The organism is Microbacterium sp. OR16 (assembly GCF_047306725.1).
GTDB lineage: Bacteria > Actinomycetota > Actinomycetes > Actinomycetales > Microbacteriaceae > Microbacterium.
On the sequence record NZ_JAZEXK010000001.1, the window covers coordinates 2054099 to 2071000 of the forward strand.

20 protein-coding genes and 2 tRNA genes are annotated in these 16902 nt (G+C 69.8%); 17 read left to right on the forward strand and 5 right to left on the reverse strand.

Features of this window, described 5'->3' with window-relative positions; all coding sequences use genetic code 11:
* The first annotated feature begins 52 nt into the window (after nucleotides 1-52).
* Nucleotides 53-126 (forward strand) — tRNA-Ile (locus V2S05_RS09985).
* A gap of 67 nt (nucleotides 127-193) precedes the next feature.
* Here the strand turns inward: V2S05_RS09985 and V2S05_RS09990 are convergent.
* Complete coding sequence (locus tag V2S05_RS09990) at nucleotides 194-820, reverse strand: DUF3253 domain-containing protein (protein ID WP_413635001.1); 627 nt, start codon at nucleotides 818-820, stop codon at nucleotides 194-196.
* A 5-nt stretch (nucleotides 821-825) separates the two neighbouring features.
* Here V2S05_RS09990 and V2S05_RS09995 point away from each other — a divergent pair.
* The 11 genes from V2S05_RS09995 to V2S05_RS10045 all read left to right on the forward strand — a co-directional run bounded on the left by V2S05_RS09995 (nucleotide 826) and on the right by V2S05_RS10045 (nucleotide 10444).
* Nucleotides 826-898: transfer RNA gene (locus V2S05_RS09995), tRNA-Ala, on the forward strand.
* Between the two features lie 90 nt (nucleotides 899-988).
* Nucleotides 989-2119, forward strand: coding sequence for an aminotransferase class V-fold PLP-dependent enzyme (locus tag V2S05_RS10000; RefSeq protein ID WP_413635002.1), 1131 nt, complete (start codon nucleotides 989-991; stop codon nucleotides 2117-2119).
* A 104-nt stretch (nucleotides 2120-2223) separates the two neighbouring features.
* Nucleotides 2224-3162, forward strand: coding sequence for a helix-turn-helix transcriptional regulator (locus tag V2S05_RS10005; RefSeq protein WP_271639003.1), 939 nt, complete (start codon nucleotides 2224-2226; stop codon nucleotides 3160-3162).
* Nucleotides 3163-3263: 101 nt separating this feature from the next.
* Entirely contained in the window at nucleotides 3264-3575 is a 312-nt protein-coding gene (locus V2S05_RS10010; protein WP_413635004.1) for a hypothetical protein, read from the forward strand.
* Nucleotides 3576-3610: 35 nt separating this feature from the next.
* The gene (locus V2S05_RS10015; protein ID WP_313480181.1) at nucleotides 3611-4054 is read left to right on the forward strand and encodes an NUDIX hydrolase; all 444 of its coding nucleotides are present in this window, start codon (nucleotides 3611-3613) and stop codon (nucleotides 4052-4054) included.
* Nucleotides 4055-4168: 114 nt separating this feature from the next.
* Nucleotides 4169-4981, forward strand: a complete 813-nt coding sequence (locus tag V2S05_RS10020) for a CDP-alcohol phosphatidyltransferase family protein (protein ID WP_413635005.1) — start codon at nucleotides 4169-4171, stop codon at nucleotides 4979-4981.
* On the forward strand, nucleotides 4978-6021 hold the full coding sequence (locus V2S05_RS10025) for a lysylphosphatidylglycerol synthase transmembrane domain-containing protein (RefSeq protein WP_413635006.1): 1044 nt from the start codon (nucleotides 4978-4980) through the stop codon (nucleotides 6019-6021). Before V2S05_RS10020 ends, V2S05_RS10025 begins: the two co-directional genes overlap by 4 nt.
* Nucleotides 6018-7040 (forward strand): ABC transporter substrate-binding protein, encoded by a 1023-nt coding sequence (locus V2S05_RS10030; protein WP_413635007.1) that lies wholly within the window; start codon nucleotides 6018-6020, stop codon nucleotides 7038-7040. Before V2S05_RS10025 ends, V2S05_RS10030 begins: the two co-directional genes overlap by 4 nt.
* Entirely contained in the window at nucleotides 7033-7803 is a 771-nt protein-coding gene (locus V2S05_RS10035; protein ID WP_413635008.1) for an ABC transporter ATP-binding protein, read from the forward strand. Before V2S05_RS10030 ends, V2S05_RS10035 begins: the two co-directional genes overlap by 8 nt.
* A complete protein-coding gene (locus tag V2S05_RS10040; protein WP_413635009.1) occupies nucleotides 7800-9374 on the forward strand; it encodes an ABC transporter permease in 1575 nt (524 codons plus the stop codon). Before V2S05_RS10035 ends, V2S05_RS10040 begins: the two co-directional genes overlap by 4 nt.
* Nucleotides 9371-10444: a glycosyltransferase family 4 protein gene (locus V2S05_RS10045; protein ID WP_413635011.1), complete on the forward strand. Its 1074-nt coding sequence runs from the start codon at nucleotides 9371-9373 to the stop codon at nucleotides 10442-10444. The genes V2S05_RS10040 and V2S05_RS10045 overlap by 4 nt, the downstream gene beginning before the upstream one ends.
* Nucleotide 10445: 1 nt before the next feature.
* Here the strand turns inward: V2S05_RS10045 and V2S05_RS10050 are convergent, their stop codons facing one another.
* Nucleotides 10446-10934, reverse strand: a complete 489-nt coding sequence (locus tag V2S05_RS10050; protein ID WP_413635012.1) for an aminoacyl-tRNA deacylase — start codon at nucleotides 10932-10934, stop codon at nucleotides 10446-10448.
* Nucleotides 10935-10957: 23 nt separating this feature from the next.
* Nucleotides 10958-11455 (reverse strand): DNA helicase, encoded by a 498-nt coding sequence (locus V2S05_RS10055; RefSeq protein ID WP_313480189.1) that lies wholly within the window; start codon nucleotides 11453-11455, stop codon nucleotides 10958-10960.
* Nucleotides 11456-11599: 144 nt separating this feature from the next.
* Here V2S05_RS10055 and V2S05_RS10060 point away from each other — a divergent pair, with 144 nt between their 5' ends.
* The gene (locus V2S05_RS10060) at nucleotides 11600-12157 is read left to right on the forward strand and encodes a peptidylprolyl isomerase (RefSeq protein WP_413635014.1); all 558 of its coding nucleotides are present in this window, start codon (nucleotides 11600-11602) and stop codon (nucleotides 12155-12157) included.
* A gap of 25 nt (nucleotides 12158-12182) precedes the next feature.
* Nucleotides 12183-13064, forward strand: a complete 882-nt coding sequence (locus tag V2S05_RS10065) for a rhomboid family intramembrane serine protease (RefSeq protein ID WP_413635015.1) — start codon at nucleotides 12183-12185, stop codon at nucleotides 13062-13064.
* A 239-nt stretch (nucleotides 13065-13303) separates the two neighbouring features.
* Here the strand turns inward: V2S05_RS10065 and V2S05_RS10070 are convergent, their stop codons facing one another.
* A complete protein-coding gene (locus V2S05_RS10070) occupies nucleotides 13304-13543 on the reverse strand; it encodes a cell division protein CrgA (protein WP_071642807.1) in 240 nt (79 codons plus the stop codon).
* Between the two features lie 35 nt (nucleotides 13544-13578).
* Here V2S05_RS10070 and V2S05_RS10075 point away from each other — a divergent pair, with 35 nt between their 5' ends.
* From V2S05_RS10075 to V2S05_RS10085, 3 genes are read left to right on the forward strand one after another with little or no spacing between them, the layout of a single operon-like run.
* Nucleotides 13579-14382 (forward strand): class E sortase, encoded by an 804-nt coding sequence (locus tag V2S05_RS10075; RefSeq protein ID WP_413635017.1) that lies wholly within the window; start codon nucleotides 13579-13581, stop codon nucleotides 14380-14382.
* The gene (locus V2S05_RS10080) at nucleotides 14382-14537 is read left to right on the forward strand and encodes a hypothetical protein (protein ID WP_413635019.1); all 156 of its coding nucleotides are present in this window, start codon (nucleotides 14382-14384) and stop codon (nucleotides 14535-14537) included. Before V2S05_RS10075 ends, V2S05_RS10080 begins: the two co-directional genes overlap by 1 nt.
* Nucleotides 14534-15181 carry an anthranilate synthase component II gene (locus V2S05_RS10085; protein ID WP_413635021.1) on the forward strand — a complete coding sequence of 216 codons (648 nt, stop codon included), beginning with the start codon at nucleotides 14534-14536 and terminating at the stop codon, nucleotides 15179-15181. Before V2S05_RS10080 ends, V2S05_RS10085 begins: the two co-directional genes overlap by 4 nt.
* Here V2S05_RS10085 and pknB read toward each other — a convergent pair.
* Entirely contained in the window at nucleotides 15157-16890 is a 1734-nt protein-coding gene (pknB, locus tag V2S05_RS10090) for a Stk1 family PASTA domain-containing Ser/Thr kinase (protein ID WP_413635023.1), read from the reverse strand. The genes V2S05_RS10085 and pknB overlap by 25 nt on opposite strands.
* Nucleotides 16891-16902: the final 12 nt, after the last annotated feature.

Here is a 16902-nt window from a genome sequence, read left to right on the forward strand (position 1 = left end):
GGGCTCGATTCGCTTTTGCGCAGGAATATCCGGTAAAGTCTTGGAGGTTGACGGGGCTATAGCTCAGGCGGTTAGAGCGCTTCACTGATAATGAAGAGGTCCCAGGTTCAAGTCCTGGTAGCCCCACTCAAGACGACGAAGAAGGCCCCGCTCCGGCGGGGCCTTCTTCGTTCTCAGGCTATAGGCCTCGTTCTCACAGCTCGGGGCCGCGCACGATGCGCACCGGTCCGCGGGCATCGCCGATCTGCACCGGCTCGCCTTTCTGCGTCACGATCACCTGCCGCTCGTCCGCCAGCTGAGCGGTGACGCGCCGCACGTCGTCCATGATCGACCGCCACGACTGCGCGCCGACCGTGCGCGCGACATCACTCGGGCAGATCGACGACGAGTGGCGCTTGCGCACAAGGGCCCTCACGGCCGCGGCGATGCGCTCGTCGAAGTCAGCGCCGGAACGATCGTCCCACCAGGGCGCTCCCCTCTCGCCGAGGGCGGTCTTCGCATCGTTCACCCGGCGTCGGGCGTCGCTCTCCCCCGCCTTCACGGCGCGTCGCGCCGACATGAGCTCGTCGACCAGCTCCTGCCGGAACGAGTCGGGGATCGACGGGTCGGTCGCCCGCCACCGCCGTCCGTCGACGATGATGTGGTGACCGTCGGCCGTCATCTCCGGATCCATGTCGCCAGCATCCGCCCGACGCACGCTCACCGACAGGGACTTGACCTCGGTGCCGGCAGTCCCCCGACACGCGCGGATGCCCTGGCCGCCGGCCGCGATTGCGGTCTCGAACCCGGCGGCATGTATTATTGACCGCGGTGCTCGCACCGTGGGGGGCCTTAGCTCAGTTGGTAGAGCGCTTGCTTTGCAAGCAAGATGTCAGGAGTTCGAATCTCCTAGGCTCCACAAGATCGAAAGCCCCGGCATCGCCGGGGCTTTCTTCCGCTTCACGGAAAGCCCTGTTTCCTCCACACGCGACAGTGGCAGGGTGGACGCATGACGCTGCCGCACGCTGACATCGACCCTGACGGACTGCTCGAGTACTCGGTGGTGTTCACCGACCGGTCGCTGAACCACATGTCGCAGAGGTTCGTCGGCATCATGCAGCAGACCATCGACATCCTCTGCGAGGCGTACAACGCCGACAGCGCCGCGCTCGTCAACGGCGGGGGCAGCTTCGCGATGGAGTCCGTCGCCCGCCACCTCGCGACGAACAGGCGCGCCCTCATCGTGCGCAACGGGCTGTTCTCGTACCGCTGGTCGCAGATCCTCGAGATGGGCGGCGTGGCATCCGACATCACCGTCTGCCTCGCCCGGTCAGACGGCGACGACGTGCGGGCGGCATGGAGCCCTGCACCGATCGACGAGGTGGTCGCGGCCATCCGGGCGAAGCGCCCCGAGGTCGTCTTCGCGCCGCACGTCGAGACGGCGGCGGGCATCATCCTGACCGACGACTACGTCCGCGCGCTCGCCGACGCCGTGCACGAGGTCGGCGGCGTGCTCGTGCTCGACTGCATCGCCTCCGGTGCGATGTGGGTCGACATGCGCGACCTCGGGGTCGATGTGCTGCTCTCCGCGCCGCAGAAGGGCTGGAGCGGGTCGCCGGGGGTCGGCTACGTGATGCTCAGCGGCGAGGGACGCCGGGCGGTGGCATCCGGGACGGCGACGAGCTTCGCTCTCGATCTGGGCCGCTGGCTCAGCATCTCAGACGCCTACCGGGACGGTTCGGCCGGGTACCACTCGACCATGCCCACCGACACGATCGCGCGAAACCTGCGGCAGATGATCGAGACGCGCGAGCGCGGCTTCGACGCGCTGCGCGATGCCCAGATCGAGCTCGGCGCCCGCGTGCGCGCGCTTCTGTCCGAGCACGGGCTGCCGTCGGTCGCGGCACCGGACTTCGCCTCGCCGACCGTGGTGGTCGTGCACACCGCTGATCCCGAGCTGCGAACCGGCGCGGCGTTCCGGCAGCACGGCGTGCAGGTCGCCGCCGGCGTGCCCCTGCACTGCGACGAGCCGGAGGGCTTCTCGTCGTTCCGGGTGGGACTGTTCGGCCTCGACAAACTCGACGACGTGGATGCCGCGGTGGCGCGGCTCGAGAGAGCGCTTATCGCTGTGCGCGACTGACGCCACGCGCGCGCCGAGGCCGTCGTTCCGGGCGCAGACGGGCATCCCCGATTATTCTGAAGGGTGCGCGGAGCACGACTCCGAGGGTGGGGACGGGAGGTTTCGTGGCGGAGATCCTGCGGATGGATTCCGACGACGTCGATGACGTCGAGGAGATCTGGAAGACGTTCGTTCCGTCGGCGTCGCTGTTGCGCATCGACCCCGAGAACTTCGCATTCCGTTGGCGATCGGCGACACTCCGCGACGTCGCGATCGTGCGGTACTCGCTCACCGCCGAGGTGCACTCCCGGGTGCAGCCCGAGGATCAGCTGTTCGCGAGCCGACTCGTCGCCGCCGACAGCGAGGTGCGCACGCGCCGGTCGATCATAGAGCCGGGGATGCCCTGGGCCACCGACAGCGCCCAGGTCGAGGCGGAGTGGAACGGCACGGCCGAGGTCTCAGCGCTCATCCTCGACCGCGTGGGCGCGCAGGAACTGGCACGCCGTGTCACCGGCGACGAGCTGCTGTCGCTGCGCGTGACCTCGGTGCACCCCTGTTCGGACCTCGCGGCGCGTCAATGGGTTCGCGCCTTCGACTACCTGCTGACCTCGGCGATGGCGCTGGACGGCGCGGAAGACGAGCTGATCGAGGCCGGCCTCATCCGTCACGCCCTGACGAGCATCCTCAGCTGCTTCCCCTCGACCTTCTCGTCGGCGATCGCTCGCGACGGCGGCGGCCACAGCGCCGCGACCGTGCGTCGAGCGCTCACGTACATCGACGAGCACGCCCACCTGCCCATCACCGTCGACGACGTCGCCGCGGCGGTGCACATCTCGACGCGCGGGCTGCAGTACGCGTTCCGGCGCGGCATCGACACCACTCCGACCGAGTACCTGCGCCGGGTTCGCCTCGACGGCGCACACCGCGATCTGCGTGACGGCGGCGCCGACGAGTCGGTGACGCGGATCGCACGACGATGGGGGTTCGCGAACAGCTCACGTTTCAACTCCCTGTATCGGCAGACGTACGGTCGGTCCGCGAAGGACACCCTGCAGGGTCATTGACCGGCCCGGAGCGGTCAGAGAACGAACAGCACGTGCGTTCGGCGTCGCTCGGTGACGCATGCGGATGCAGCGGTCGGGCGTTCCTCGTACGGTGAGCACCAATGGGATTCATCTACTACGGCAATTCACCCGATCCGATCGAGGTCGACGATCGCACGCTCGCGCACCTCAAGGTCGTGATCGCCCTCAAGCTGCGTCGCAACGAGAGCTTCACGCTGTCATGGCGCCATCCGGACGGCTCGGGACGATCGACGCTGTGGCTGCACCCCTCCATCCCCCTGCGCTTCAGCTTCGACGAGCCCGTCGCCCCGGATCTGAGCCAGCAGTGGCTCAGCGAGCTGTCGAACTCCGCGAACACCAGCGGTGGCATCCTGCTCACCGAAGAGCACATCGAGCCGGTCGAGACAGCCTGACCCGCAGCCGGCGGCACCCCGACTACTGTGAGTGCATGGACCTGCGCGTCGCCGCCTACGGGATCGTCACCGACGACGGCGGCCGCGTGCTGCTGGCCCGATGGGTCGAGGGCCGACGCGTGGCGTGGACGCTCCCCGGCGGCGGACTCGAAGAGGGCGAGGATCCCGAGCTCGCCGTGCGGCGGGAGCTGCGTGAGGAGACGGGATTCCGCATCGAGACGACGGCGCTGCTGGGCATCCACTCCCGGGTGATCCCGGCTTCTCGTCGCGTGCGCCGCGACGAGAACAAGGTGCCCCTGCACACCCTGCGGATCGTCTACCGCGCTGAGATCACGGGCGGCGCACTTCGTTTCGAGAAGAACGGCTCGACCGACATGGCGGGCTGGTTCACGCTCGACGAGGTCACCGCGCTGCAGCGGGTGAAGCTCGTCGACATCGGTCTGCGAATGGCGGCCCTGCTGCCGGCGCAGGCCGGCTGAACGCTGCTCGGGGAGCCGTTCCGGCGAGTGCGGAGATTCCGCGGACCGATGCCGCATGGCGGGACTGCGGCGCGAGAGCGCCGCGACAGCGCCGCGCGCTGATATCGTGCGAGCATGGCTGCCGCACCCGCTGGGATGCTCGGCCGCCGGCCGGAATCCGACGGTCGCCGGCAGGGCAGAGCCGATCGCGGGCACGGTCGTCGAGACGGCCGTCGCCCTGCACGGCTCGCACCTGTAGGCCGCTTCCTGGCGGTCGGCGCACTGAGCATGATCGGGATGCTGACACTCGCGCACTCGCTCGGAATGCCGGCCGCAGGACTGCTCACGGCGGGCACGTCGTTCGCCGTGGCCACGGCGCTCTTCGCAGTGCTGCTGTCGCGGCGTCACCCGCACCGCCGACTCGGTGCGGCGAACGTCGTCACCGTGATTCGAATGGCCGTGGTAGCGCTGCTGCTGGGCGTCGTGGCCGCCTTCGACTCGTTTGCGGACGTGGCCGTCGTGCTCACCCTCGGGGCCGGCACGATCGCTCTGATCCTCGACGGCGTCGACGGCTACCTCGCGCGCCGTCAGCGAACCGTCTCGGCATTCGGTGCGTCTTTCGACATGGAGGTCGATGCGGCCTTCGGTCTGGTGCTCGCGCTGCTCGCCATGCACGGCCCCGCCGGGGCGATCGCCCTGCTGCTCGGCCTGCCCAGGTATCTGTTCGCGATCGCGGCCGTCGTCGCTCCCTGGCTCAACGGCCCACTCGACGAGCGCTACAGCCGCAAAGTGGTGTGCGTGGTGCAGCTGATCGCGCTGCTCGCGCTGCAGCTGCCGATCCTGCCCGCTCCGCTCGCGATCGGGCTGGTGGCGGCGGCCGGACTCTCGCTCGCCTGGTCTTTCGGTGTCGACGTGCGCGCGCTCCGGCGACGCCGGGTGCCGTCATGAGCGCGGCCGCTGATCCGCGAACGCGGCGATTCGCGCGCCGCTGGCCGGTGCGAGTGCTGCAGATCGCCGCGGCCGTCGCACTGCTGCTGCTCGTCTGGCGCGTCGCGGGCGGCGCGTCCGCCCTCGACCTCGTGCGCGGAGCGCACCTCGGATGGCTGTCGCTCGCGGCGGCGCTGCTCATGGCGCTGACCGTGCTCAGCGCGCTGCGCTGGCGCCTGACCGCCGCGCCGCTCGGTATCCGGCTGGGTGCCCGGCGGGCGATCGGCGAGTACTTCCTCGCGCAGCTGGTGAACACCACCGTTCCCGGTGGCGTTCTGGGCGACGTCGGCCGTGCTGCGCGCTCGCGCCACGATGCCGGAGTGGCCGCCGCGACCGGCGCGGTCGTCGTCGAGCGGACGATCGGGCAGTTCGCGATGCTCGTCGTGCTCACCGCCGGATTCGTGGGCACGCTCGTCGTCGGCACCCCGATCGACTGGCCTCGCCCCGTGCTGTCGGCTCTCGCCGTGCTGATTCCCCTCGCGTGGATCGCGACGCTCGCCGTGCTCGTCGCTCTGCGCTCTCGACGGACGGGCTCGGGGCGGCTGGCTCGGGCCGCGAAGTCGCTGCGCCGCAGCCTCGGTGCCGCACCGTGGCAGCAGATTGCGCTCGCTGCGGCGACGGCGAGCTGCGTGCTCGGCGCCTTCGCCTGCTGCGCGCTCGCGGTCAGGGCGCCGTTGAGCTTCGCGGCGGTCGTCACCGTCGTGCCGGTCGTGCTGCTGGCCATGCTCATCCCCGTCTCGATCGCGGGATGGGGCGTGCGCGAGGGCGCCGCGGTGGCGCTGCTGCCCATCGCCGGCATCAGCGCATCGCAGTCGCTGGCCGTCAGCATCGCCTTCGGCCTGACCGCCCTGTTCGCCGCCGTGCCCGGGATCGGCGCCCTGTGGGCGCGGCGTCGCCGGTCGACGCACCGCGAGGCACACACCCACCATGCGGACGATGCATGCAGCACCCGCACCGCCGCCGAACCGATGACCCGCCCCGAACACCAGGAGATCCCATGAACGACCTGCGTCACACACCCGTGCTCTCACGTCGCACGCTTCTCAGCGCCGGGATGCTCGGCATGATCGGTCTCGGCGCCGTCGCCTGCAGAGCCCCCGGCGGCGGCCGTTCGTCGGCCGGCGATCCCGCCCAGGCCGCTCTGCAGCTCTCGTGGCTGCACTCGGTGCAGTTCGCCGGCAGCTACATCGCCCTCGACCGCGGCTGGTGGAAGAACCTCGAGGTCAGCCTGCTGCAGGGCGGCCCGAACGCACCCGTCGAACCGCCGGTCGTGTCGGGAGCGGCGCTGATCGGCATATCCGCAGCCGACTACACCGCCGCGGCGGTGGCCGAGGGGGCGCCGTTCAAGATCATCGGCGTCGCCATGCAGAAGAACCCGTTCGTGATCGCGTCGCTGCCGGCGAAGCCGGTGAACGAGCCAAAGGACCTGGAAGGCCTGCGCATCGGCATGGCGACCGCGAACACTCCGGTGCTCGAGACGCTGTGCACCCTGAACGACGTCGACATCGACCGCATCCAGGTCGTACCCACGCAGTACTCCGCGCAGCCGCTGCTGGCGGGTGAAGTCGACTGCCTGCTGTGCTGGGAGACCGATCTGCCCGTGGCGATGGCGGTGCAGGGCGTCGAAGCCGTGACCATGCTCATGGCCGACCACGGCTACGCGCTGCACTCGCAGACCTACATCGCCACCGAGCAGAGCCTCGCCGAGCGACGCGACGAGCTGGTGACGCTGATGACCGGTGAGATCCGCGGCTGGGAGCAGTACCGCAAAGACACGGATGCGGCCGCCGAACTCACCCTGAAGATGTTCCCCGATGCGGGGCTCGACCGCGAGGTGCAGCGACTGCAGGCCGAGCGCCAGGTGCCGCTGATGTTCTCCGACCTCACCGATGAGAACGGCTTCGGGTGGTGGACCGACGAGACCGTCGAGGCCAACCGCAAGACGTTGGCGCTGCTGGGCCGAGACGTCGATGCCGACCTGTGGGACCGGTCGATTCTGGAGCAGATCCACGGTGACTGAGCCGCCGATCGTCCATCTCGCGGAGGCGAGCAGATCATTCGGCGATCTTGAGGTGCTCGCCCCCACCGATCTGATCTTGACCGCGGGGCAGACCACTGCTCTTGTCGGACCGTCGGGCTGCGGCAAGTCCACCCTGCTGCGCCTCGTCGCCGGCCTCGAGCACCCCAGCAGCGGCCGAGTCGTCATCGACGACGCGCCACCGGCAGTGGTGGCCGGGCGCGGCGAGCTGGCAGTGGCGTTCCAGGATCCGTCCCTGCTGCCGTGGCGCACCGTGCGGAGCAACATCGCTCTCGCCCTGCAGCTGGCGCGTCGTCCCGCCGATCCGGATGCCGTCGACCGACTCATCGCCCTGGTGGGACTGCACGGATTCGGCGACTCGCGCCCCGCCGAACTGTCGGGCGGGATGCGTCAGCGCGCGGCGATCGCGCGTGCGCTGGTGACGCGCCCGCGGCTGCTCCTGCTCGATGAGCCGTTCGGCGCGGTCGACGAGCTGACCCGTCAGGATCTGCTCGCCGACCTGCCACCGCTCTGGCGCGAGGGTGGTGCGACGACGCTCCTGGTCACCCACTCGATCGTCGAGGCCGTGCGACTCGCCGACCGGATCGTCGTGCTCAGCCCGCGCCCGGCCCGCGTCGTCCACGACGTGATCGTCGATCTGCCACATCCCAGGGCGGGGCAGATCGTCCGCACCCCGGCATTCGAGGCGCTCGTAGACGAGGTGACGCTCGCGCTCGCCCGCTCGCGGGGTACGACTGCCGCATGAGCGCCCGTCATGACGCGACAGGGCGCCGGCTGCGGACGCTTCTCGCGGTGGTCGCGGTCGTGCTGGTCTGGGAGGGCGTGGCGCGCCTGCTCGCCGGCGCGTACGTGCTGGCCGCGCCGAGCGAGATCCTGATCACGCTGAAGGACGACGCCGGACTGCTGCTGCGCGCGCTGAGGGTCACCGGGACCACGGCGCTGATCGGCTTCGTCGTCGGCAATCTCGCCGCCGTCGCCCTAGCCGCGCTCGCTGTCGTCCTGCCGCGCACCCAGCCGGTGGTCAGCACGGTGGCACTGGTCGTCTTCTGTCTTCCGCTGGTGGCGACCGGGCCGGTGCTGCGGGTGATGCTCGGCCCGGACGACGGCCCGCAGATCGCCCTCGCCGCGCTCGCGGTCTACTACACCACCATGATCCCGGTGCTGGTCGGTCTGCGGGCGGCCCCGGCCGGCTGGTTCGATCTCGTCCGAAGCTACGGGCGGGGGCGAGCGGCGGCACTGCGCCACGTCCGGGCGCGCGCCAGCCTGCCCTACCTGGTCGCGGGGCTGCAGATCGCCGCACCAGCGGCGTTCCTCGGCGCGATGGTGGGGGAGTTCACCGGCGCCGAGAGCGGTCTCGGGGTGCTGACGGTGCGTGCTGCGCGTGACCTCGACGTTCAGCTGACCTGGGCGATCGCGACCGTCGCCACCGTGGTCTCGGTGCTCGCGTACGCGCTCGTCGGTGCGGTCGGTCGCCGGATGCACGCGGGTCCGCCGCCGCTCATCCTGGCCACGCCGCGCCCGCCGGCCTCGGCCGCGCACCGGGTGCGCGGCGCGATGGCATCCGCCGCCGGCTTCGTCGTCGTGATCCTGGTGCTGTGGTGGGGCGGCATCATCGTCACCGGGCTGAATCCGTTCTTCGCCCGCACGCCGGTCGACGTCGGCCGCGTGCTCGTCGGCGCAGACGACCAGGGAGCGATCCGCGACACCCTTGTCGCGGCTCTCGGCCAGACGGCCGCACTCACGGTGCCCGGCTATCTCGCCGGCCTCGCCGTCGGCGCGGGGCTGGCGATGCTGCTCGTGCTCGCCCCTCGCATCGCAGCGGTGAGCATGCCCCTCGCCATCGCCCTGCGCGCCGTTCCCATCGTCACCACCGCGCCCCTCGTGGTGCTGCTGCTCGGTCGAGGACCGCTCGGCGGCATCGTCCTCGTGGCGATCATGGTCTTCTTCCCCACGCTCATCGCCTGCCTGCAGGGCCTGCGCCAGGCACCGGGGCAGGCACTGGACGTGCTGCGCAGCTACGGGGCATCCGACCTCACCGCCCTGCGGCGCGTGCGCGTACCCGCGATGCTGCCGAGCTTCTTCGCCGCCGCGCGGATGAGCGTCCCGGCGGCCGTGCTCGCCGTGACCGTGGTGGAGTGGCTGGCCACCGGAACAGGCATCGGCAACCTCATGGCGCTGGCGGCCTCGCGTTCGGGATACGACCTGCTCGCGGGGGCGACGGTGCTCGTCACAGCCGCCTCGGCGCTCGGCTACGCACTGGTCGGAGCGGTGGAATCTCGCGTGCTGCGCCGCTACGCCCCGGAGCAGCAGCGATGAGCCGGGCTGTGTTCGCTGTGCCCGGCGACCTGCACACGGTGACCGGCGGCTACATCTACGAACGCAATCTGCTCGAGGGTCTGCGCGACCTCGGCCGCGACGTCGCCCACCTCGCGCTCGGCGGCTCTTTCCCCGAGCCCACCCCGGCCGATCTCGCTGAAGCGGCCACGGCGCTCGCCGCAGTCGATCGCGAGGTGCCGCTCATCCTCGACGGTTTCCTGGTCGGTGCGATGCCCACCGCAGCCCTCGCGAAGGTCCCAGCGCCCATGGTCGGAATCGTGCACCACCCCCTCGCGCACGAGGAGGGACCCGACGACGCACGCAGAGCGCATCTGTACCGCACCGAGCGAGACAACCTGGCCCTGCTGCGCGGAGTGCTCGTTCCCAGTCCGCACACCGCTCGCATCCTGATCGGCGAGTACGGCGTTCCCGCCCATCGGGTGACCGTCGCGCGGCCGGGCACCGAACCGCCCGCTGCGACCCCCGATCCGTCGCCGGGACGCGCCGGCGACGTGGCGCCCCCGCTCGTTCTGGCGATCGGCATCCAGCACCCGCGCAAGGGACACGATGTGCTGTTGCGCGCACTGGCGCATCTCGCCGATGTGCCCTGGCGCGCGGTGATCGCCGGCACCCCGCGCGACGCCGAGTACGTCGCCGAGCTGCGCCGGCTGACAGCGCGACTGGGCCTGCAGTCGCGGGTGCGACTGGCCGGCGCCGTGAGCAGCGCCGAGCGCGACCGCCTCTACCGAGCAGCCGACGTGTTCGCGCTCGCCACCCGTTACGAGGGGTACGGTCTCGTCTTCGACGAGGCGCTGGCCCACGGCCTGCCCATCGTCTCGTGTCGCACGGGCGCGGTTCCCGACACGGTGCCACCGGATGCCGGTGTGCTCGCGCCGCCCGATGACCCCGCGGCGTTCGCCGACGCGCTGCGCCCGCTGCTCGTCGACCATGCGCACCGCGCCCGTCTCGCGGCGGCGGCTGCGCGCGCCGGCACACGCCTGCCGACGTGGCGGGACACCGCGGCGGTCGCTGCCGGCGTGCTCGACACCGTGATCGACGGCGCCGCCTGAGTCAGCGGGGGCTGTCGCCAGGCGGCTCGGGCTGGGAGATGTCGGCGACCGTCGCGCCGTAGGCGCGGATCAGGTCGTCGGCCTCGGTGAAGAGGCTGTAACCGTGTGCACCCGCGCCCATCGCGATGCGGCGTCCGACGATGGTCTCGTCGGCATACACGGGCCAGTCGGTGGTGCTGCCGATCGGCACGATCGTGCCTCGTTCGAAGCCTGTCGCCTCCAGCGCGAGCTCGGGCTCGGGGAGGCGCAGCCTGTTCACGCCGACGACGGCACGCAGCTTCGGCCACGAGATGGAACGCCCACCGGGAACCAGGGCGAAGAGGTATCGAGGGCGCGTCGCTGGGCCGGTCGCGGAGGTCTTCACGACGAGGGTCTTCACGATGTCGGACGGCTGCAGCCCGAGAAGCGCGGCTGCTTCGCGCAGACTGCGCGCCTGCGGCCGCTCTCGGATCTCGATGTCGAGTCCTCGAGCGGCCGCAGCAGCACGCACCCGCTCATGCGGGTCGGCGTGGATCACGCGTTGGGCGGAGACAGCGGGTCGTCGGCGACCCACAGCTCGTCGTCTGCGCGCAGCGCCTGCCACGCGGCGGCGACGACGCCGACCGCAGCGGCGACGCCGAGCACGATCGCGACGACCGAGCCGAAGCCCATGCTCTTCTTCTGCGGAGCGACGTGGCGGGGGCCCCAGCCGAGGTCGGCGCGCTTCTTGTTCGCGACATCCCACGCCGAGAGGGCGGTGCCGACGACGCCGCCCACGACCGGAACGACCCGATGGTCGACGACGTGCTTGCCGAACTTCACGCCGCGGTCGACGGCGGGGGCGAGGTGGCGCTCGTACGAGTCGTGCACAGAGGGCATGACCTGTTCGCGGTTGAAGTTGCCCAGCTGGCGTCCGGCCTCACGGGCGACGTCGGCAGCGTGTCCGACGAGAACCTGCTGCGACTCCCAGAGTCGTCCGGCGTCCTGCTGAAGTCGACGCAGTTCCTTCTTGCGCTTGCGGCTGAGATTCACGTTGCTCTCCCGTCGGTCGGTCGATGTCCGTTCCGCTGATCATCCAACCACAACACACTGAATTGGAGCAGAGTCTGGCGGTCGGCGCGCGGAAACGAGACAATACGCCGCGCCCGCACAGGAGGGCTCTGCGACAATGGAGCCATGCCACACGCATCTCACGTCGCAACCCTCCACACCAACCACGGTGACATCGTCATCAACCTGTTCGGCGACCACGCTCCGAACACGGTCGCCAACTTCGTCGGCCTCGCCGACGGCTCGAAGGCGTGGACGCACCCCGCCACCGGCAAGCCGGGCGAGGGCCCGCTGTACAAGGACGTCATCTTCCACCGCATCATCCCCAACTTCATGATCCAGGGCGGCGACCCGCTCGGTCAGGGCATCGGCGGTCCGGGCTACAACTTCAACGACGAGATCCACCCCGAGCTGAACTTCAACGACCCGTACGTGCTCGCCATGGCGAACGCCGGTCTGCGCCGCAACGCCATCACGGGCCAGGCCGAGGGCACCAACGGCTCGCAGTTCTTCATCACGACCGACCCGACCCCGTGGCTGCAGGGCAAGCACACGATCTTCGGCGCCGTCGCCGATGACGCGTCCAAGGCCGTCGTCGATGAGATCGCCAAGGTGCGCACCGGCGCGCAGGACCGTCCCGTCGAGGACGTCGTGCTGCACTCGGTCGACATCGTCGCCAACTGAGACACGACCGCTCGAGCCGATCCGGATGACCTCTCCTGATTTCACGCGCAACCGCGAGAACTTCTGCTACCGGCATCCGGATCGGCAGAGCTTCGTGCTCTGCCAGCGCTGCACGCGCACCATCTGCGCCGACTGCCAGACCCAGGCGCCCGTCGGCGTCATCTGCCCGGAGTGCATGAAGGCCGACCGCAAGGCGCAGACGCCCGCGCAGCGCCGCGCCCACCGGGCCTGGCGCTCCGGCGTCGACTCCTCGAAGCCGATCGCGACGTACGCGATCATCGGCGTGACCGCGGTCGTCGGGGTGCTGCAGCTGCTGCTCGGCCCGATCATCGACCGGACCCTGCTCTTCGCCGCGCCCTACCTGTTCCCCGACATGTTCGGCGGCGACTTCTCGTTCCAACCCTGGCGGCTGCTGACGACGATGCTCGTGCACTCGGGCATCACGCACTTCCTGCTGAACATGCTCGCGCTGTGGATGATCGGTCGCAGTCTCGAGCCGCTGCTCGGACGGTGGAGATTCGTCGCCCTGTATCTCATCGGCGGCCTCGGCGGCTCGGTGGCGATGGCCGTATTCGATCCGCTCGCCGCCACGGTCGGCGCCTCGGGCGGGATCTTCGCCCTGATGGGTGCGCTTCTGGTGATAGGCCGCCACATCGGCGCCAATATCCGCGGCATCCTCGTGATCCTCGCCATCAACCTGGCGATCGGCTTCATCCAGACGCTGAACATCGCCTGGCAGGCGCACATCGGCGGAGCGGCGGTCGGCGCTCTGGTCGGCCTGATCTTCGCCCGCACCCGCCGTCAGTCGCAGCGTCTCGTCCAGATCCTGCTGCTCGGGGTGCTCACGATCGCGCTTCTGGCCGTCGCCTTCCTGGTGACTCCGGTCGTGCTGCGCAACCTGTTCTGACGCCACCCGAGAGGCGGGCAGTGCGGTTCTGCACATCCTCTGCACAGGCTCTCCACACCGCTCTGCACAGTATTCCCCGCGGTTATCCACAGGGCTGTCCACACCTGGGGAGAATTACACCGGTGTTATTCACAGGTGGAGGAGGTTGTTAACAACCACCTGGGGAAAGCGAGACGCCCCCTCACCACAGGGTGAGGAGGCGTCGAGTACGGGCTCGTCGGCCCGCGCCGGCTGGAGTGTCAGCGCCAGCGCGTCGTCATCAGGAAACCGATGAGGGCGATCCCCAGGCCGATCCCGAGATTCCACGAGTCGAGACCGGGGATGGGGAAGCGCGAGCCGGAGATGTAGTAGACGAGGATCCACGCCAGGCCGAGCAGCATGAAGCCGACCATGACGGGCTTGAACCACACGGCGTTCGGGGCGGCATCGCCCTCGGGACGCTCGACGGCGGGTTCTTCAGGATTGCGGTCACGTGCCATGCGCATCATTCTAGCCGGGCGAATAGACTTCCCCTATGCATGCGTTCGCGACGTCTCAGGCCCCGTCGCGGCGCTCGAAACCGGCCCGTCGTCGCTCCCGCGCGACTTTCGCCAGTGTGCTCGGCGAGCTGCTGCTCACCGCGGGCGTGCTGGTGTTGCTGTTCGTGTCGTGGCAGATGTGGATCGGCGATCTGATCATCGGCGCCGAGAACAACGCGAAGGGCGCCGAGCTCTCCGAGCAGTGGGCGCAGGTCCCGCCTCCCGAACCGCCACCGGTCGTGCAGCAGGGCGACGAGACGGTATACGAGCCGCCCGTGCTGGCGCACCCGGCGGATGCGGAGGTGTTCGCGAACATGCGCATCCCGCGCTTCGGTGACGACTACAACGTGCACATCGCCGGCGGCACGTCGCGCGAGCGGACGCTCGACCGGATCGGCATCGGCCTCTACGAGCAGTCGAAGATGCCAGGAGAGGTCGGCAACTTCTCTCTCGCCGGTCACCGCACGACCTGGGGCAAGCCGTTCAACCGCATCGACAAGCTGAGGCTCGACGACGCGATCGTCGTCGAGACGCAAGGCGGCTGGTACACGTACCGGTTCCGCAACCTGCAGTATGTGAAGCCGTCCGCGGGGGACGTGCTGCTCGACGTGCCGCAGATGCCGGAGGCAGCTCCTTCGGATCGGTTCATCACGCTCACCGCGTGCTCGCCGCTGTACTCGCTGGCGGAGCGCATCGTGGCGTACGGCGTGTTCGAGAGCTTCCAGCCGCGCGCTGAGGGACCGCCCGCGTCGCTCGCATCCGTCGAGGAAGCCAGTCCGTCTGCCGAAGGAGTCCGCTGATGTACGCAGCCCTCTGGCGCCTCCTGCCCGGTCCGTGGTGGATGCGCCTGCTCATCGTCCTCCTGCTGGTTGCGGCCGCGCTCTACGCGCTGTTCTTCCATGTGTTCCCCTGGATCAGCCCGCTGATCACCCCCGGCGAGGTGGACCTGCAGTGACACCGAGGGTGCTCGTGGTCGACAACCACGACAGCTTCGTGCACACCCTCATCGGCTACCTCTGTGAGCTGGGTGCAGAGGTGGTAATGGTGGAGGCGGATGCCGCAGGCGCAGTTCCGGATGCCGAGGTGATCCGTCATTGGCGGGAGCGCCTTCGCGCTCACGACGCGGTGATGATCTCTCCCGGGCCGGGCGCACCGGCCGATGCGGGCGCGTCGATCGCCGTCGTGCATCTCGCGGCCGAGACGGGGATGCCGCTGCTCGGTGTCTGCCTCGGTCATCAGGCGATCGGCGAGGCCTTCGGCGGCGCGGTGGGAGCCGCCCCTGAGCTGATGCACGGCATGGTCTCGCAGGTGAGCCACGACGGATCAGCCCTGTTCGACGGCATCCCCTCACCGTTCGCGGCGGGACGCTATCACTCGCTCGCCCTCGATGATGCGACTCTGCCGCCGACGCTGCGCGTCACCGCTCGCGCCGAGCACGGCACGATCATGGCGGTCGAGCACAAGACGCTGCCGATTCTCGGGGTGCAGTTCCACCCCGAGAGCGTGCTGACCGATCACGGGCACCGCCTGCTCGGCAACTGGCTCTCGTCTGTGGCGTCGAGCGCGAGCCGTCGTCAGCCGGCCGGCGGCACGCAGTAGCGCAGCTCGACCGTGGAGTGGATCGGCACTTCGCCCGGCGCTTTCGACATCGAGGCGACGACGTTCGGCGTCTGTCCGTCGGCGCATGGACCGAGCTCGACCGGCTCGGCCTCGAGGCCCAGCTTCTCGAGCTGACCTTTCGCGGCTTCCATCGAGAAGCCGGTCATGTCTTCGAGGGTGACCTGGCCGTTGGCGATGACCAGATCGACGACCGTGCCCGGGGCGACCTGAGCTCCGGCCTCTTCGCTGGCGCTGAGCACTGTTCCGGCCTGAGCGTCCTTGTCGTTCTGCGGCCGCACCGTGCCGAGTTCGAGCCGTGCCTCCTCGAGCACCTGCTTCGCGGCATCCTGCGAGAGGCCCTCGACGATGGGCATCTCGACCGTGTCGATGCCCCTCGAGACATACACGATCACCGAGGTGCCCGCGGTCAGCTTCGCGCCCGTTGTGGGCGCCGAGCGGATGACGCGGCCCTCGTCGAAGTCGATGCTCGACTCCTCGCGCATGTCGGGGATCAGCCCTCGCTCCTGCAGGGCCTCCTCGGCTTCGTCGGCCGTGAGATTGACGAGGTTCGGCACGGTCACCGATGTCGTCGGCACGTCGTTCGGCTGCATGGCGAGGGTGACCACCCAAATCAGCACTGAGATGAGCAGCACGGCGAGCAGCGCGACCCCGGCCCAGATCCACGCGACCGGCGGGCCGGACTGGGTGCGGGTCATCGTGGTGTCGGTGCTCAGCTGGCGCAGTGAGCGTGCGGTCTCCTGCGCCTGCCGCGGGTTGGGCCCGTAGAGCTCGCTGGTGAGCGCGCCGATGTCGCGCTTGGTCGGCGCGTGGCCGTCGGAGAGGGCCTTGAGAGCCAGCCGGAACGATCCCGCGTCGGGGAACCGCTGATACGGGTCTTTCGCGAGGGCCCGCAGCACGATGGCATCCATCGACCGGGGCAGCTGCTCGTCGACCTCGGTCGGCGGCAGCGGCGTCTCGCTGACGTGCTGGTACGCGACGGCCACGGGGGAGTCGCCGCGGAACGGCTGACGACCCGTGAGCATCTCGTACAGCACGACTCCGGCCGAGTAGAGGTCGGTGCGCGCGTCGACCGCCTCGCCTTTCGCCTGCTCGGGGGAGAAGTACGCGGCGGTGCCGAGGATCTGCGTCGTCTCAGCCACGGTCGACGACGAGTCCGACACGGCGCGGGCGATGCCGAAGTCCATCACCTTGACGGTGCCCTTGTCGGTGATCATCACGTTGCCGGGCTTGATGTCGCGGTGCACGACGCCGGCGCGGTGCGAGTACTCGAGCGCCTCGAGGATGCCGTCCTCGTAGCGGATCGCGTCGGCGACGGGGAGCGGGCCCTTCGCGATGATGTCCTTCAGCAGGGTGCCCCGCACGAGCTCCATGACGATGTACGGCTCGCTCTGCTCACCGGACTTCTGCGCATCCGAGCCGCTCGAGGCGGTCCCTGAGCCTGTCGAGGGGTCGCCGGCGTCGTACACGCGCACGATCGAGGGGTGCGACATGCGCGACGCGGCCTGGGCCTCGAGACGGAAGCGGGTGCGGAACGCGGTGTCGCGCGCCAGTTCGGGGTCGAGGATCTTGATGGCGACCTCTCGACCCAGGGTCAGGTCGTAGCCGCGGTGCACGCTGGCCATGCCGCCTTGCCCGATGACCTCATCGACACGGTAGCGACCGGCGATGATGCGCGGCTCTGGCGACACAGACGACTCCCC